Below are 14,617 nucleotides of genomic sequence, written 5' to 3'. Positions count from 1 at the left end.
CGCCGCAGCGCAGGGCGCGGCGAACGCGGTGCGGAGGCGGGGCACCGGGCCCCGCCCCCGCACCGCGCACGGCCCGTCAGCGGGCCCGGGTGTCGGCCAGCGCGGCCCGCATCCTGGCGAGGCCGCGCATCCGGTTGCGCTGGACGGTCCCCCGGTGCGCGCCCAGCCGCTCCCCCGCCGCATCGTGGCTGAGCCCCTCCAGGTCCACCAGGATCACGGCGGCGGCCTCCTTCGGCGACAGCAGGGCGAGCAGCTCCAGTGCCGCGCACCTGGCCTCGCAGCGCTCCATCCCTCCGTCCCAGCCCGGCTCCGGCAGCCTGGCGGTGGCCGTCTCCCGGCGGGACGGGCGCCGCCAGGAGTCCCGCAGCAGGTTGAGCGCGGTCGCCGAGGCGTAGGCGAACGGATGCCGCTGGGAGGCGAGGGCCCGCCCCCTCGCGCGGGGGGAGAGCCGCACGTAGGTGTCCTGGAGCAGGTCGTCCGCGTCGTGCGGATTTCCGGTCAGGGCCAGCAGCCGTCGGCGCAACCGGGGCATGGCCTCGGTGAAGAGGGCGTCGAACTCGGCCGGTTCCATGCCGCCGAGCGGGCGGCCGACGGCGGTGTCACAGGGCTCGGTGATGCTCATCGGACGTTTCCCCCGGGTGCAGGCGGTGTCGCGGATCGGGTGACGCGGGCCCCCTGTGCCGGCCCGGGCCGGCCGGCACAGGGGGCCGCAGGACGGATCACGGCGCGAAGGACGGACCGGCCCGTCAGCAGTGGCTGATGTAGGGCGACCAGTCGGCGTAGCCCCCGGTGTTGAGGTAGTAGTCGTTCACGAAGACGGCGGACTCCCCGATCTGGAACCAGTAGTAGTCCCCGTGCCCGTCCGCGTCGGAGGCCCCGGTCGTCCAGCAGTACAGCGGCACCTCGTCGCCGTTGTGGAGCTGCACGCCGTCCACGACTCCGTGGGCGTAGTCCGGTGCGAGGTGCACGGCGAGGTAGGAGCCCGGGTCGATGGCGGTCACCGTGGTGCAGATCCGCCCGCCCCAGAAGTCACGGCACGGGGTGTGGAGGTCGGCCGCGGAGGCCGGGGCCGCGAACAGCCCGCAGGCCGCCAGCGCGACCCCGAGAACGGTGGCCAGCCGGGCGGCGGAGCCGCGAAGAACAGGACGCATGACGAGAGTCCTCTCAAAGGGGATTGCCGCCGGGAAGCCGCCGCGCACGAAGGAGCGGGGACCGATTCGAAGAACCGGACGGCGACGAACTCAAGCTGAACAACCCGGCCGACGACCCGGCAAGCGTCTCCGGCAGAACGGGACGTCCCGGGGGACGGCGGCCCCCGCGACCTGCTGGGACGTCAACTCCTGGGATGAGAAAGGGATATGGGAGACTCGGAGGTGCCGTGGTGTAGACCTCCGGGGGAAGTTTGAGATGAGTGGTTCGTCGGCGTTTCAGGACGACAGCGGTACCAGTGGCGGATCGGACGAACTGGCGGAGCGACTTCGCGCGCTGCGGTCGCTGACGCCCAAGAGCCTCAAGGAGCTCGAACGGGTCACGTTGGTGAGCGACTCGTCGTGGTCGCGCTACCTCGCGGGCCGGGGGCTGCCGCCGTGGGCCGCGATCGAGGCGCTCTGCCGTGAAGCGGGTGAGGACCCGGCCGAGTTGCGGCCGCTGTGGGAGGCGGCGCGCGACCGGTCGAACCGGGCGACCGGTGAGGCCGCCGCCGTTCCGGACGTTCCGGACCCCGCCGACGCGGCCGCCCCCTCCGGCCGGCCTCGACGGCGGCGGTTGGCACTGGCGCTGGCCTCGGTCGGGGTCCTGGCGACGGCAGCGGCGGGGATCGCGGCGGCCGTCCACGGCGACGAGCGCCCCGCCGCCGGGCGGGTCCCGCCCGCGGCGAGCACGCCGGCGGGTGCGCCCCCCGCTGCCGTGACCGCCGCACCCACGCCCCCGTCCGTGCCCGGAGCGCTGCGGGCCGAGGCCGCGGTACCCGAGACGTACCGGGGCGTCATCGAGCTCGCCGCCAGGCGGTGCACCGAGGCCGAGGTCACTCCGTCACTGCTCGCCGCGATGCTGAAGGCGGAGAGCGACTTCCACGCGGACCTGCGCGACCCGAAGGCCGACGAGTACGGGATCGCCCGGTGGACCCCGTCCGTGTTCAACGCCTGGGCGGTGGACGGCGACGGTGACGGGCTCAAGGACTACATGGACCCCGCGGACGCGATCGCCACGATGGGCCTGTTCACCTGCTGGCTCGACCAGCGGATCAAGCAGAGCGGCCTGCACAGCAACCTGCCGGGCCTCATCGCCGCCGCCTACCGCACCAGCGACAAGGCCGTCATCCAGGCCGGCGGCCCCCCGTCGGGCACCGAGGAGCACGTCACCGCGGTGCTGCGCTACCAGAAGGAGTTCGCCGCGGGCTGACGACCGGTGGGTCACCGCGGGGCGCCCGGCCGGCCGGACGCCCCGCACCGCCGGGGACGGGGACGGGGGCGGGGGCAGGTCCGCATTCGATGGAGGCCGAAGGGCCTTGGCCGGGCGCGGCCCGCGCGACGAGCCTGTAGGCGCCGACCCGGCACACCGATCGCACCAGCATCGAGGAGTTCCCGTGAACCGTCCGACCACCCTCCGTCTTCGCGTCGCCGCCGCCGCTCTCGCCGTCTCGGCCGGCCTCCTCGGCGGGGTCGGCTCCGCCCAGGCCGTCTCGGCCGGGGGCGCGAGCGGCCCGAGCCGGTCGGTCACCGCGACCGAGTCGGCGACCTTCACCGGCAGCGGCACCGGCGGCTCGATGGACTCGGCCATCACGAGCGCCACCAACGTGGCCCTCTCGTTCGCCCAGATCGCCGGCTGGCAGCGCAGCCAGTGCTACCGCTACGGCTCCGACCTGCGGCAGTCCATGGGCTGGTGGACCGCGACCTCCACGGTGATGTGCATCCGCTGACCCGACCGGCGCGCGGCCGGGCACGATTCTCGTCCGGTGCCCGGCCCCGCGCCGCGGGAAGTGGCCCCGGCCCTCGACGGGCGGGTCTCCGTGCCCGAGGAGGAACCGCACCTGTCCGCCCGCGGCGGACGTGGAGGCCGCCCCTCCCGCGTCCGGCGCGGGTCGCACCTGCCGGGGACAGGGAAGGGGCGGCTCGTTGCTATCCCTTCGGTGTTCGGGGCGCGGGCCGCAGGATGCCGTCGGGGTCGTAGTGCTTCCAGAGGTCGGCGACACGGGTCCCGGTCGCTCCGGGGTAGGTGCGGGCGAAGGTGGCCTCGTCGGGAAAGCTCTCGAAGTTCACGTAGGCGCCGTCGACGTGCGGGGCGACGCGGGCCCAGGCGGCGGTGAGTGCCCCGGGGGCGTCCGGGGGGAAGGCCGTGCCGATCACGAGGGTGTCCTGGTGGCGGTGGGCGAAGGCGGTTCCCGAAGGATCCGGATCGTGGACCGCGCCGCCGAGCGACCGCAGCTGGACCACGATCGGACGGGGGCCCGACGCGGCCGCGACCACGGCGCGGGCCGCGTCCGGTGTCATCCCGGTGCGCAGTCCGTTGGTCGTCACGGACGGATTCTGCCCGGTGTTGGCGTGCAGGTGCTGGGTGGGGAGCAGCGCCGCGTAGGGGGCCAGGTGGGCTTCCTGGGCCGTCACGTCGCCGATGCCGAGCAGGGGTTCGACGGCCTCGCGGATGACGGCCGGGCTGTCCGAGGCGACCACGGCGGTGATGAACGCCGCGGTGCCGGTGCCCCCCGAGGTCAGCGTCAGCACCGTCGAGAGCTCGCGCGGAGCCCGCCCCATGACCTCGGCCCAGCGCCGCAGCGTCTCCCCGGCCGGGTCCACCGCCGCGGCCAGCTGCACGTAGCCGATGTCACGAAGCTCCGTGGCCTCGATCTCGAAAGCCACCGCGATCCCGGCTCCCGCGCCGGCCCCGCGCATCACCCACAGCAGCTCGGGCTCGTTCGCGGCGTCGGCGCGGACGAACGTGCCGTCGGGCAGGACGACCTCGACGGCGCGGACGTGGTCGATGGTGAGCCCGTACTGGCGGACGAGCCAGCCGACCCCTCCCCCGGTGGCGATGCCCCCGACACCGACGTTGCCGTGGTCGCCCGAGCTGATGACGAGCCCGTGCGGGGCGAGCGCCTGGGTGACCCGGGCCCAGCGGGCCCCGGCCTCGACCCGGACCAGCCGGGAGGATCGGTCGAGGACCTCGATCCGCCGCAGCGCGCCCAGGTCGATGACGAGCCCTCCGTCGTTGGTGCCGCTGCCGGACAGGCCGTGGCCGCCGCTGCGGACCGCCACCCGGAGCCCCGTCTCGCGCGCGAACCGCAGCGCGGCGGCGACGTCGCCCGCGGACTGCGGCCTGACGACGGCGGCCGGGCGGCCGACGGTGGTGTAGGTGGACCGCAGGAGTGGGTAGTGCGGGTCCTCGGGGGTGACGACCTTCCCGGCCAGGGCCTCCGGAAGCGTCCCCAGGGCGTTCTTCACCGCCCGCTCCTCTCGGCGTCGACGCGCTCGCGCACGGCGGGCACGACCTCGTCGGCGAAGAGCGCGAGCTGGCGATCGGGTTCGGCGACCGGCCAGAACACGTAGGTGTCGAAGCCGAGTTCGACGGTCCACTCGGTGAGGGTGTCCACCCACTGCCGAACGTCACCCGCGAGTCCGCGTCCGGTCCGGTGCGCGCCGAGCGGGCCGATCGCCCCGCTCACGTTGTAGACGCGCCGCAGCGTCCGCGGGTCGCGGCCCGCCGCCACGGCCGCCTCGTCGATGATCCGCTGCCGGGACGGCACGTCCTGCGGCGGGAGGTAGAGGTTCAGCGGCCCGAACCAGCCGTCGGCGGCCCGGCCGACCAGGGCGAGCATCTCCGGTCCCTGGGCGCCGAGCCAGAGGCCGACGGGCTGCGGGGGCACCGGCCCGGCCTGGTAGCCGCCGATCGCGTGGTAGGGGCTGTCGAGCTTCACGGCGCCGCCGGCCAGGGCGGTGCGCAGCAGCCCGAGCGACTCCTCGGTGTACGCCACCATGTCCCGGCCGCGCCGCGCGGGGCCTCCCATCGAGGCGATGGCGTCGGGGATCCCGCCGCCGCCGACACCGAGGTGGAGCCGCCCGCCGGTGAGCACGCCCAGCGAGGCGGCGGCCTTGGCGAGCATCGCCGGCGGCCGCAGCTGGAGGTCGGCGACGTCGGTGAGGAAGGAGATCCGGTCGGTGAGGGCGGACAGGTGGGAGATCAGCGTCCAGGCGTCCAGGTGGCCGGGCTGGTACGGGTGGTCCTGGACGGCGAGGTAGTCGAGGCCCGCGTCCTGCGCCCTGCGGGCCAGGAGCCGGGTCTGTGGCCAGCTCGCGGCGGCGGGTTCGAGACTCACCCCGAAGGAGGGCGGGCGTTGGTAGTCGGTCATGGGTCTACGGTCCTCCGGATCGCCACGAAGCCGAAATGACGGGTGAGTTGCTAATCTTTGGTAAGTGGATTCCATCTATGACGACACCTGCCCGAGCTTCGAGGGAACCCTCGAACTGGTCGGGCGCCGCTGGACCGGCTCGGTCCTTCAGGCCGCCGCCCAGGGCGCCCGCCGCTTCAGCGAGTACCGCGCGCTGATCATCGGCGTCTCCGACCGGCTGCTGTCCCAGCGCCTGAAGGAACTCGAAGCGGCGGGCCTCATCGAACGCACCGTCATCCCCACCACGCCGGTGCAGATCCGCTACCGGCTGGCCCCGGACGGCCAGGAGCTGGTGGACGCCCTGCAGCCGTTGACGGAGTGGATCATGCGGCGCGGCGGGCGCACCCGGGGATCCGGGCGGGCCCCGGCGGCGTGACCCCCGGCGCCGCGACGCCCGGGCCGGCTGGCGTTGACGTCGGCCGGGCACCGACACCAACGCGCTGGTTGAGGTCGAAGACGTACATCCTGTTCGCCGAGCCCGCGCACACCGCACTCGTCCTTCCCTCCGTTCCGGCGAGCGAGACGGAGGAGGACGTCCTTCTGCGGATCGGCTGGGGCGACAACGAACCGGCTGTCACCGCGGTCCTCCACGTGACCCGGCGATGACGTGCACGCACCGGTCGAACCTCGTGTACCACTCCACCCGTGTGATCCGTCAGTCGAGGAAGCCGTCGGTCTCCAGCGCGTACCGGATCTCGTTGAGCCGGGCGGCAAGCTCGGGGGCGACCTCCCGCAGTTCCGCCAGGCTCGATCGGCTCTGGACGGCCTGCGACCAGAGCACCGCACGGCCGTGTTCGAGTAGTTCGACCGCGGTCTCGGGGTGCTGGGCCCAGACCTGTACGGCTGCTGCGTCAGCGGCCAACCAGCCGAGGTCGGCGAGGATCTTCTCCTGCGCGGCCCGGGACATCCCGCGCCACACCGCGGTCGGCAGTAGCCGCACCGCCGTCTCGTAGCCCTGCGCCGCCGACTCCATCCGGCCCGCACCCGCTGCGGCATTGCCCCAGTCCCTCGCCGCGTACAGGCGGGTGGTCGGGGAACCGATGGGCTGGCCGGCCGCCGTCCTGAAGTGGTCGATCGCATGGGCCAGGTCAGCCGGAACCCTTGTGCGGGCGTGCCGAACGAGAAGGGCGTTGCCCAGGTTGCGACGTACCGACGGGCGGTCCATCAGGTCAACGGCGCTCGTCAGCAGCGCAACCGCCTCGCCGAGGAGGAGGCCGTCGCCGTTCAGTTCGGCCTGGCGGCGCAATGCCCCGGCAAGATTGGACAGCATGACGGGGCTGTCGGGCTCACGGGCGACGGCAGCGCGGCAGTGAATCACCGCCTCTGCCAGGTCGGCCTCGGAGCCTTGCGCCTCGTAGCGTTCCCGGAGGAAGCTGCCCAGGTGCGTCAAGAGAGTGGACGGATCCCGCGAATCCTCGGGGCGGCGGGAGTGCGCCGCTCTGAGGGTGTCGATCGCCTCGTCCAGATCGGCCGGGTTCCCCCTGGCGTGATACCGGCGGGCGAGAGCGATCGCCCGGCGGTTGAGCCGACGCGAGTCGGTGTCCTCGGCGGCCACCAACCCGACCGCTTCGTCGAGCTCGGCCGTATCCCCTGTGGTTTCGAATCGGGTGAGCAGGACGGCGCACAGCATCGACCGGCATTCCGCCAGCCCGGGATCGTCGGCAGGGGCGGCCCGCAAGGCGCCCCGTAGGAGGTCCACGGCCTCGTTCAGGACCTCGGTCCGCCCGCTCATCTCATGTTCCTCGAAGAGTGCCATGGCGGCTGCGACTGCCACGTCCGTCAGACTCAACTCGGTCGAGAAGCCGGAATGTCCGTGCTTGACCAGGAGGTGAGCAGCCCGAAGGGTCAGACCACTGCGGGCCGCGGGGACGTCCTCGTCATCGGCGCCGTGGCGATGCTCCGCTCCGAGCAGTCGGCTGAGCAGATCGAGCGCAGCGGCCCGGTCGTCCTCCCTGTCACTGCGTTCCACCGCAACGCATCCGTGTTCGACGGCCGCGGCGATGTCCGCGGGATCCGTGGTCAGCTCGAACCGTCGGCCGAGCGACAACGCCAGGTTTCGTGCGCGCCAGGAGTGGCCCGGGTGCCCGGGCAGCGTGGCCGACAACGCGGCGCGATGGCGGTCGATCGAGGCATCCAAGTCATCGGCCCGGCCGGCACGTTCGAACCGCATCCGGAGAGCGCTGCCCAGCAGGTCGAGGATCTGCCCCCGGAACGGCTCGTGGTCGGTCAAGGCCGCTACCGCGGCCTCGCCGACCGAGATGGCCTCCGACAGATCGTCAAGGGTCGCGGTGGTGTGCCCGGTTGCGGCGCGCCCGTAGCGCAGGAGGAGTGAATGGGCCAGATTGCCCAGCCGGGTGGCCTTCCCCGGGTCGTCCGGGGTGGTCGCGGCCACGGCCAGGCGTCCGGAGCGGATCGCCTCCTGGAGGTCGGCCTCGTGGCCGTGCACATCGAACAGCTTGCCGAGCATCAGTCCCAGGTTGGACAGCAGCATGGGACGCCGTTCGGGGTCGGCTTCCTCGGCAAGTGCCCGCCGTGCGGTCGTGACCGCCTCCTCCAGAGCGGCGGTGTCACCGAGGGTCTCGTAGCGGCGCAGCAATCCGCTGGCCAGGATGTTCAGGCGGCTGCCACGGTTCCGGTGGTCACGCGGTGTCTCCCGGAGGGAGGATCTGGCACAGGCGATGGCTTCTCCCAGCGACTCGCCGGACCCGGTTCGGCGGGACTGGCTGATCAGCGCGAGGGCCAGGGACTCCTGGTGGCGGGGTGTCACAGGGTGCCCTTCGGGCAGCGCGTCGAGGACCTCGCGGAGCAGGAGCACCGCGGTTGCGAGCGCCGCGGCGTCAGGGGACTTCAATCCCCATTCCAGGGCTCGCTCGGCCAGAGCGACCGTCGGGCTTGCGGCCTGCGCGCCGAAGACCCGGCCGAGTTGTTCGGCCGCGGCCAGGACTGCCGCTCGGGTGCCGAGGACCGCGCGGTGGTCCGGATGGTTCGGCGGAATGCGGTCGGCGGCCGAGGTCGCGTAGCCCAGGCCGGCCTTCAAGTCGGTGAGCGACGCGGAGCGCCAGGCACGGGTCATCAGCGCTTCGGCGGCAAGGGCGCGGTACTTGAACCACTCGACGTGATGGTCGGGGGTTGCCTCCACCGCGGCCCGGTGGACATCGATCGCTTCGTCGAGGTCGTCCCGGTTGCCGGCGAGCTTCCATCGGTCGTACAGCATGGCGCCGAGATTGGACAGGTGGCCGCCGACCTCGGGATGGTCCGGCGCCACCTCCACCGCCGACCGGCCGAGTTCGATCGCCTCGGCCAGGTCCACCGCATCGCGCCGGTGCCGGTACCGCGTGTGGAGAGACGCCGCCGAGTTGGCCAGCACACCGGCACGGGTCTTCGGGTCGGTCTCCGGGCCCGCAGCGGCCCGCCGGCTCACCGCGATCGCCTCGTCCAGGTCGGAGGGGTCCTTCGAAGAGTGGAAACGGTCATTCAGCAGGCCGGTCAGATTCCCCTCGACCAGGACCCTGTTCGATGAACTGTCCGGAAACGCCGCTGTGGCGGCGCGGGCGGCGTCGATCGCTTCGTCGAGGAGCAGGCGGTCGCCGCTCCCGTGGAACCGGAGCCTCAGGGCAATGGCCAGGAGCGTGAGGGCGCGACCGCGCAGCTCCGCATCCTCCCCGGCGGCCGCAAGCGCCTTGCCCAGCAGCTCTTCGGTCTCGGCGAGGGCGGCGGCGCCGGGCTGGTCGACCAGGTCGGAGGCGATGTCGAGGTACCAGCTGGCCGTCGCTTCGACGCCGTGCACGATGATCGTCCGGACGTCCGGCGGTACCCGGTCCCGGCGCCTCCGGTACAGGAACACGAAGAGCTCCAACCCCTGCTGGATCTCCGCCGAGTCGTTGAGCAGCCTTCCCCGCCGCCAGAGCAGCTCCGCCACCAGCCGGACGACCGCCAGGCGCTCCTCCTGGCCGATCGTCCGCGCCTGCTCCATCGACAACTGCCAGAGCAGCTGGGCTTCGGCAACGGATTCCGGTGCCAGGATGCCCGTGTCGTCGCCGTCCTCGACGAAGCTCCGCAACCGGTGCGTCAGAGAGTCGAGCAGCTCGTCGCGGCCTTGCAGCGGCATGTGAGACCCCTCCCGTGAAGCCGGGCGATCAGTTCCCGGAGCATTGCTGGACCACCTGCATCGCCCGGATCTGCGCGAGTTCCACGCTGACCTGGCCGGCGGCGGTGGTCAGGAGCATCGAGCCGTCCCCGACCCGTGTGACCGCCCCGCACACGGTCAGACCGGGGGTGATCACGGTGAGCCTCGGAGTGCTGCGGGCCGGGCCGTACCACGTGGTGCCCACCGCGGCGACCAGCAGCCCCGCGCAGGCGAGTGTGAGCACGATGCCCTTCCGCAGGGCCCGAGTCGACTGCTCGGCCTCCCGCCGCTCGGCGACGGGGCCCGGCGGCATCGTTCGTACCGGTGTCATCGCCGGGCGTCCGTGCGCGGCGCGCAGCAGCAGGAGGGCACCGGCCGCTCCGGCCAGCAGAGCGGACAGCAGCAGACCACCGACGACCGCCGCGCAGGCACCGCTCAACTGCCCGATGTCCGAGCGGCCCTTGATCAGCCCGAACCCCACCAGGGCGGTGAGCAGCGCGGCCAAGCCGTTGCGCCATGCCGTGGCGGCCGCCCGCACCCTGGGCAGCTCGCCGCGCAGCTGGCGCTGACGGTCCTGGATGAGCCGCGGGTCCACCGGTGTGGCCGGATCGCCGGGACGCAATCGCGTCACGGCTGCTCCGGCCCTATGAGGAACACCCAGAACGCGCCGCACCCGATGTCGTCGGCCGGGCGGCCCGGATGCGGTTCCTCGCAGGTGCAGATGACCGGCTCGACCGAACCGGCCTCAGGCCCGTCGGCATGCGTACCGGTCGGCGAACCGCCGGGCGTCGGCCCTCGGGAGAACACCGCCTCGAAGAGCTCGATCTGGATGTGCGTCCCGCAGCGCGGGCACGGGCCCCGGAGCAGGAGGCCTTCCGGGTACTCCTCGACGGTGAAGGTCCGTGCCGCCTCCTCGGCGTACGCGGGCTCCGTCACCGTCCGATAGGGCAGTGGATCTCGACCGGCCCCGTTCTCGCCCATCCGAAGTCCTCCTCGTGTCGCCATCGGCGGTCCCCGGTCATGCGCCGACGTGGATGAAGGGAGCCCATGTGCTCGGCCGGGCTCCGGGCTCCGCGCGCAGCCGCAGCACCGCCTGGTGCAGGGCGTACGCGGCACGATCGGGGACGAACTCCCCGGTGCCGGTCAGTTCGGCGTACACGTCGTCGACCACGCGGACCGCGGCGGAGTCGTACACCGACCACAGCGTCGCGAGGACGTGGCGGTATCCCTGGTACCGCAACGCGCTTGCGAGCGAGATCATTTCGTCGGCCAGCGCGGTTCCCCCGGTGGCCGTCTTGCAGGCGGGCAGGAAGGCGAACACCCCGTCGTGGACCCGGGACGCGATGTCCGCCACCGTCACCCGGCCGCCGTTCACCAGCAGCCCGCCTCGGGAGGGGGCGGCGAAGTCCTGTTCACCGTGGCAGCTGAAGTGCACCGACCTGTGGCGCGTCAATTCGTGCAGCACCCGCTCGGGGGTGGCGTCGCCGTCCGCCAACAGCGTGCTGCGCGACCCGGGAAAGAGCGCGCGCAGCCTTTCGGCCTCCCCGGCGGCCGAAGGCAGGACCTGACCGTCCGATTCGGACACGGCGACGATGAGCATGCGGTCCTCGGCGCCGGGATCCGTGGCCGCCAGAGCGTCCGCGCCGGGCCGCAGCAGCGCCTGCAACGTCGGGGTGTACGAGGAGACCACGTGATCGAGGACGGCCCCGCCGGGGGCTTCGTGGTGGCCCGCCGCGTGCAGCGGAAGGACGGTCAGCGGGCCGGTCGGACACCACCACAGGCGCGGTTGCCGCCCGTCCCCGTCCGGCGGCGCCGACCGCGGCAGGGCTCGCAGGACCGGCTCGGCCAGCACGTCCCAGAGCCAGCGCATCGTGGCGTCCAGGGTCGCCTCCATCGCCGCGCGGGCGGCCGCCGCCGCGGACCGCGCCCGATGGTGCTCCTGGAACGAGGCGGCCGTCCGGTCGCCCGAAGTGAAGCGGTACCTGACGCGCCGGTAGTGGTCCCCGGCCAGTTGGGCCGCTCCGATCGAGTCCAGGAAGGCGTTCGCCCGGGCCACGACGTCTTCCGCGCGGAGGCCGGGCAGCGGCACCGGTTCGACACCGTCCACGGTGACCAGGAAGGCGTCGCACCGCCACCGGCTGACGTTGACCATCGCGACCGGCCCGCCGGCCGCGGCCGGCAGCAGGCTCGCCAGGCGCGGCGGGCGCAGGAAGTCACCGAAGCCGTCCAGCTTGCGCACGCGAGCCAGCAGGTTGTCCCACTCCCAGCCCAGCGCGAGCCTCCGCTCACGGGACATCCGACGGTCCCTGTCGACCACGATGCCCCCACTCGTGCACGCCGACTCGACTGACTCCTCATCGACTGTACCGGGTGCCGCGGCCCGCCCGGGGCGGATCGGCGCAACACGGACAGCCACCTCACGCGGACGCCTCGTCCGCCGGACCGGTCCTCCCGTACCCCCGGGCCGACCCGGCAGCGGTCCGGCGGCGCGGTCGGTCACGGCCCGGTAGGCGCTCCCGGCCCACTCGTCCTGCGCGGGCTGCCGGTGGGGCGGCGACCTGCCGGGGGTTCCTGGCAGGATGCCGTGTCATGGGTGGGAGATCCGGAAGTGACGAGGCCTACGTCCTCGACCTCTGCGACGAGTATCTCGGTGAGGGCGCTCAGCGGCAGCATCGCTTCGACTGGCTGCGCGGCGACCCCGGCGCTGACGGGCGCCGCGTCAAGCTGCCCGTCGACGGCTACTGGCCCCGGCGCAAGCTCGTGGTGGAGTACCGGGAGCGCCAGCACGATGAAGCGGTCCCGTTCTTCGACAAGCCGGACCGGCTGACCGTCAGCGGCGTTCATCGCGGTGAGCAGCGGGCCCGCTACGACGCTCGCCGCGGCACCGAGATTCCCGCGCACGGACTCCGCCTCGCGGTCATCCGCCCGGCCGATCTCGATGCCGACGCGCGGGGCCGCCTGCACCGCCGGGACCGGCATGCGGACCTGGTGGCGATCGGCGCGCTCCTCGCGCCCGTTCTGGACGCGTGGCCCAGTGACGAGGACCGGGTCGTCGGTGCCTTCCGCACCTGGCTCACCGCTGCCGGCTGGGCCGTCGTGCCGCCGACCGACCCGTCTACCGACCTCGAAGCGGAACGGGACGGCGAACGCATCATCGCCGAAGCGAAAGGGCACTCGAACCGGCCAGGCATCGACGCCGACATCGCCTACGGGCAACTGCTGCGCCGGATGACCGCACCCGGAGTGAGCGTTCGGTACGCGCTCGTCGTCCCGACGTCAGGCCTCTCGCACGTCCTCCGCGTGCCGGAGCAGGTCCGCGCGCGGCTGGGCATCGCCGTGTACGAGGTGACGGCCGCGGGAGCGGTCATCGAACACGGCGCGTGATCACCGTGACAGCCGGCCCGGTCCTTGCCCCGGCGCGAGGCCAGGGGCCGACCGGTGCGCCCGGGGTGGTTCAGGTCGCGAGGTGGAAGCCGGCGCCGACTCCGCCGTTGGCGTTCATCTCGTCGATGATGCTCAGGATCGGCGAACTGTGCTGGGCGCCGAACGCGTTGCCGACCAGCGTCTGGCCGTCCACGACGGGGGAACCGGAGTCGCCGGAGTTGGTGAAGATCAGGTGGGTGAACCAGATTCCGTTGGTGCCCAGCTTGATGCCGCAGGTGAGGCCGGTCCGGTGGCCCTGCTTGCACATCCGGGTCCCGTTGGCGGGCGGCGCCCCGATCGAGGTGATGGTCACCGAGCCCACGGTCGCGGTGGGGGCGACCCGGCTCTCGTCCAGCTTGATCACCGCGTAGTCCAGGCCCTTGGGCCCGGTGCTGAGCAGGTTGTTGGGCGTGCTGACGTACGTCACCGTGCCGAGGGCCCCCGTCTCCAGGTCGGGCCGGCTGGCGTTGACGTCGGCCGGGGCGAAGGCCGTCCCCGCCGGCGAGGTGTCCCGGTAGACCTGCTCGCCGACCAGCTTGTTGCCCTGCTCGTCGATGAAGCAGTGCGCGTTCGTCAGGCCCACCAGGTTGCCCGCCGCATCGCGGCCGACCGCGGTGAGGGTGCACAGGTACCAGCCCGTGGGGGCCTCGGGCGTCGGCTTCAGCCGGAAGATGATCCCCGTACCGCCTCCGATGGGCGTGAGCGACCGCGCGACCGCGGCGGGGGCCTGAGCGGGGACGGCGCCTGCGGACGGAGCCGCGGTGAGGGACACCACCGTGAGGAGGACGGCCAGGCCGAGGGCGCGTAACGGACGTATCATGTGATCGTTTCCTTTGCGGGGATGGGCAGTTGACCGGATGAGGGTTACCTCCTCAGTCAACCACCCCCGTGATGAAAACTCTTTGAGTTTCCATCACTCCTTTCCGAAAAGGCCGATTTCACCCGGGTCCCCGGCGAGAGGGCGGTCAGCGGTGGTTGACGATGACGGAGATGCCCCAGCCGATCGCCGCGAGGATGCTGCGGCCCAACACCACGGCGGGCCGCACCGCCTCACGCCCGGTCGCCCGCGTGCGCCGTCAACCCCGCTCCCGCCCGATCCACGGCTTCGGGTGATCCTGGCCGGGTGTCGGCACGGCGTCCCGAGAGGCCCGGCGCGCGGTTCGGTAGACATGTCGCGGGTCGGCGTCGGCGGACGGATCACGCCTCCTCCGACCCGCCACGTCACCGTCTCCCGGAAAGATCTGATCACTATGAGGCTGGCACGACGCATCGCAGCGACCGGCGGCACCCTCTCCCTCGCACTGGGCGGTCTCGTCGCCGCCGCCCCGACCGCGAGCGCCACCGTGCAGGGGTGCACCCGCCACGTCCAGGAGAAGGCGCCGAACTCCGCCACCGAACTCGTGGAGGACGCCTGCAAGACCGCTGCGGACGGCGGCGAGGAAGCCTTCAAGGACTGCTACCACCTCCTGAGGGGCGACTACGTCCCCGCCGTCGTCGCGGCGGACTCCTGCCGCAAGGCGCCGAAGTAGCACGGACGCCCGGGTCCGGCGCGGCAGTCCGCGCCGGACCGGCCCGCACAGGGGACCCTCTTCGAGATCCGCGCCCGGCTCTCCGCGAAGCACGGGCCGGGACTGTCGCGGCAGGCGGTCAGCCAGCACCTCGCCGTACTGGAGGCCGCCGGGCTGACA

The 14,617-nt window shown here is 72.9% G+C and carries 16 protein-coding genes; 7 read left to right on the top strand and 9 right to left on the bottom strand.

Annotation, left to right across the window (positions count from 1 at the left end):
* Positions 1-76: 76 nt before the first annotated feature.
* Both ACFVFS_RS34090 and ACFVFS_RS34085 read right to left on the bottom strand, forming a co-directional pair.
* Positions 77-622, bottom strand: a complete 546-nt coding sequence (locus tag ACFVFS_RS34090; RefSeq protein ID WP_380628753.1) for an RNA polymerase sigma factor — start codon at positions 620-622, stop codon at positions 77-79.
* A 124-nt stretch (positions 623-746) separates the two neighbouring features.
* Positions 747-1,151, bottom strand: coding sequence for a hypothetical protein (locus ACFVFS_RS34085; protein ID WP_380628752.1), 405 nt, complete (start codon positions 1,149-1,151; stop codon positions 747-749).
* A 256-nt stretch (positions 1,152-1,407) separates the two neighbouring features.
* Here ACFVFS_RS34085 and ACFVFS_RS34080 point away from each other — a divergent pair, with 256 nt between their 5' ends.
* On the top strand, positions 1,408-2,400 hold the full coding sequence (locus ACFVFS_RS34080; protein WP_380628751.1) for a helix-turn-helix domain-containing protein: 993 nt from the start codon (positions 1,408-1,410) through the stop codon (positions 2,398-2,400).
* 184 nt (positions 2,401-2,584) lie between these two features.
* The gene (locus ACFVFS_RS34075) at positions 2,585-2,917 is read left to right on the top strand and encodes a hypothetical protein (RefSeq protein WP_380628750.1); all 333 of its coding nucleotides are present in this window, start codon (positions 2,585-2,587) and stop codon (positions 2,915-2,917) included.
* 199 nt (positions 2,918-3,116) lie between these two features.
* Here ACFVFS_RS34075 and ACFVFS_RS34070 read toward each other — a convergent pair whose 3' ends face one another.
* Together ACFVFS_RS34070 and ACFVFS_RS34065 are read right to left on the bottom strand one after the other, a co-directional pair.
* Positions 3,117-4,436, bottom strand: coding sequence for an FAD-binding oxidoreductase (locus tag ACFVFS_RS34070; protein WP_380628749.1), 1,320 nt, complete (start codon positions 4,434-4,436; stop codon positions 3,117-3,119).
* On the bottom strand, positions 4,433-5,341 hold the full coding sequence (locus tag ACFVFS_RS34065; RefSeq protein ID WP_380628748.1) for an LLM class flavin-dependent oxidoreductase: 909 nt from the start codon (positions 5,339-5,341) through the stop codon (positions 4,433-4,435). The genes ACFVFS_RS34070 and ACFVFS_RS34065 overlap by 4 nt, the downstream gene beginning before the upstream one ends.
* A 64-nt stretch (positions 5,342-5,405) precedes the next feature.
* On the opposite strand from ACFVFS_RS34065, the gene ACFVFS_RS34060 reads away from it, so the two are divergent.
* Positions 5,406-5,756, top strand: a complete 351-nt coding sequence (locus ACFVFS_RS34060; RefSeq protein WP_380628747.1) for a winged helix-turn-helix transcriptional regulator — start codon at positions 5,406-5,408, stop codon at positions 5,754-5,756.
* 68 nt (positions 5,757-5,824) lie between these two features.
* Positions 5,825-5,986: a hypothetical protein gene (locus tag ACFVFS_RS34055; RefSeq protein WP_380628746.1), complete on the top strand. Its 162-nt coding sequence runs from the start codon at positions 5,825-5,827 to the stop codon at positions 5,984-5,986.
* Positions 5,987-6,035: 49 nt separating this feature from the next.
* Here the strand turns inward: ACFVFS_RS34055 and ACFVFS_RS34050 are convergent, their stop codons facing one another.
* The 4 genes from ACFVFS_RS34050 to ACFVFS_RS34035 all read right to left on the bottom strand — a co-directional run bounded on the left by ACFVFS_RS34050 (position 6,036) and on the right by ACFVFS_RS34035 (position 11,802).
* Positions 6,036-9,488 (bottom strand): tetratricopeptide repeat protein, encoded by a 3,453-nt coding sequence (locus tag ACFVFS_RS34050; RefSeq protein WP_380628745.1) that lies wholly within the window; start codon positions 9,486-9,488, stop codon positions 6,036-6,038.
* A 28-nt stretch (positions 9,489-9,516) separates the two neighbouring features.
* On the bottom strand, positions 9,517-10,137 hold the full coding sequence (locus tag ACFVFS_RS34045) for a hypothetical protein (RefSeq protein WP_380628744.1): 621 nt from the start codon (positions 10,135-10,137) through the stop codon (positions 9,517-9,519).
* A complete protein-coding gene (locus ACFVFS_RS34040; RefSeq protein WP_380628743.1) occupies positions 10,134-10,442 on the bottom strand; it encodes a hypothetical protein in 309 nt (102 codons plus the stop codon). The genes ACFVFS_RS34045 and ACFVFS_RS34040 overlap by 4 nt, the downstream gene beginning before the upstream one ends.
* A gap of 82 nt (positions 10,443-10,524) precedes the next feature.
* Entirely contained in the window at positions 10,525-11,802 is a 1,278-nt protein-coding gene (locus ACFVFS_RS34035; protein ID WP_380628742.1) for a CHAT domain-containing protein, read from the bottom strand.
* A 293-nt stretch (positions 11,803-12,095) separates the two neighbouring features.
* Between ACFVFS_RS34035 and ACFVFS_RS34030 the strand changes: the two genes are divergently transcribed.
* Entirely contained in the window at positions 12,096-12,890 is a 795-nt protein-coding gene (locus ACFVFS_RS34030) for a hypothetical protein (protein ID WP_380628741.1), read from the top strand.
* 70 nt (positions 12,891-12,960) lie between these two features.
* Here the strand turns inward: ACFVFS_RS34030 and ACFVFS_RS34025 are convergent, their stop codons facing one another.
* Entirely contained in the window at positions 12,961-13,749 is a 789-nt protein-coding gene (locus ACFVFS_RS34025) for a trypsin-like peptidase domain-containing protein (protein ID WP_380628740.1), read from the bottom strand.
* A 170-nt stretch (positions 13,750-13,919) separates the two neighbouring features.
* On the opposite strand from ACFVFS_RS34025, the gene ACFVFS_RS34020 reads away from it, so the two are divergent.
* On the top strand, positions 13,920-14,042 hold the full coding sequence (locus ACFVFS_RS34020) for a hypothetical protein (protein ID WP_380628739.1): 123 nt from the start codon (positions 13,920-13,922) through the stop codon (positions 14,040-14,042).
* A gap of 137 nt (positions 14,043-14,179) precedes the next feature.
* Positions 14,180-14,458: a hypothetical protein gene (locus ACFVFS_RS34015; protein ID WP_380628738.1), complete on the top strand. Its 279-nt coding sequence runs from the start codon at positions 14,180-14,182 to the stop codon at positions 14,456-14,458.
* Positions 14,459-14,617 lie beyond the last annotated feature (159 nt).

The organism is Kitasatospora sp. NPDC057692 (assembly GCF_042799475.1).
In the GTDB taxonomy this organism is placed as follows: Bacteria; Actinomycetota; Actinomycetes; order Streptomycetales; family Streptomycetaceae; genus Kitasatospora.
The sequence above is the reverse complement of the archived record's forward strand: the minus strand, read 5'-3'. Positions and strand labels throughout refer to the sequence as shown.

What these genes read in the sequence shown, in the direction of transcription:
- ACFVFS_RS34090 (WP_380628753.1), bottom strand. Translation starts at nt 622, where the DNA reads ATGAGCATCACCGAGCCCTGTGACACCGCCGTCGGCCGCCCGCTCGGC.
- ACFVFS_RS34085 (WP_380628752.1), bottom strand. Translation starts at nt 1,151, where the DNA reads ATGCGTCCTGTTCTTCGCGGCTCCGCCGCCCGGCTGGCCACCGTTCTC.
- ACFVFS_RS34080 (WP_380628751.1), top strand. Translation starts at nt 1,408, where the DNA reads ATGAGTGGTTCGTCGGCGTTTCAGGACGACAGCGGTACCAGTGGCGGA.
- ACFVFS_RS34065 (WP_380628748.1), bottom strand. Translation starts at nt 5,341, where the DNA reads ATGACCGACTACCAACGCCCGCCCTCCTTCGGGGTGAGTCTCGAACCC.
- ACFVFS_RS34050 (WP_380628745.1), bottom strand. Translation starts at nt 9,488, where the DNA reads ATGCCGCTGCAAGGCCGCGACGAGCTGCTCGACTCTCTGACGCACCGG.
- ACFVFS_RS34035 (WP_380628742.1), bottom strand. Translation starts at nt 11,802, where the DNA reads ATGTCCCGTGAGCGGAGGCTCGCGCTGGGCTGGGAGTGGGACAACCTG.
- ACFVFS_RS34030 (WP_380628741.1), top strand. Translation starts at nt 12,096, where the DNA reads ATGGGTGGGAGATCCGGAAGTGACGAGGCCTACGTCCTCGACCTCTGC.
- ACFVFS_RS34025 (WP_380628740.1), bottom strand. Translation starts at nt 13,749, where the DNA reads ATGATACGTCCGTTACGCGCCCTCGGCCTGGCCGTCCTCCTCACGGTG.
- ACFVFS_RS34020 (WP_380628739.1), top strand. Translation starts at nt 13,920, where the DNA reads ATGCCCCAGCCGATCGCCGCGAGGATGCTGCGGCCCAACACCACGGCG.
- ACFVFS_RS34015 (WP_380628738.1), top strand. Translation starts at nt 14,180, where the DNA reads ATGAGGCTGGCACGACGCATCGCAGCGACCGGCGGCACCCTCTCCCTC.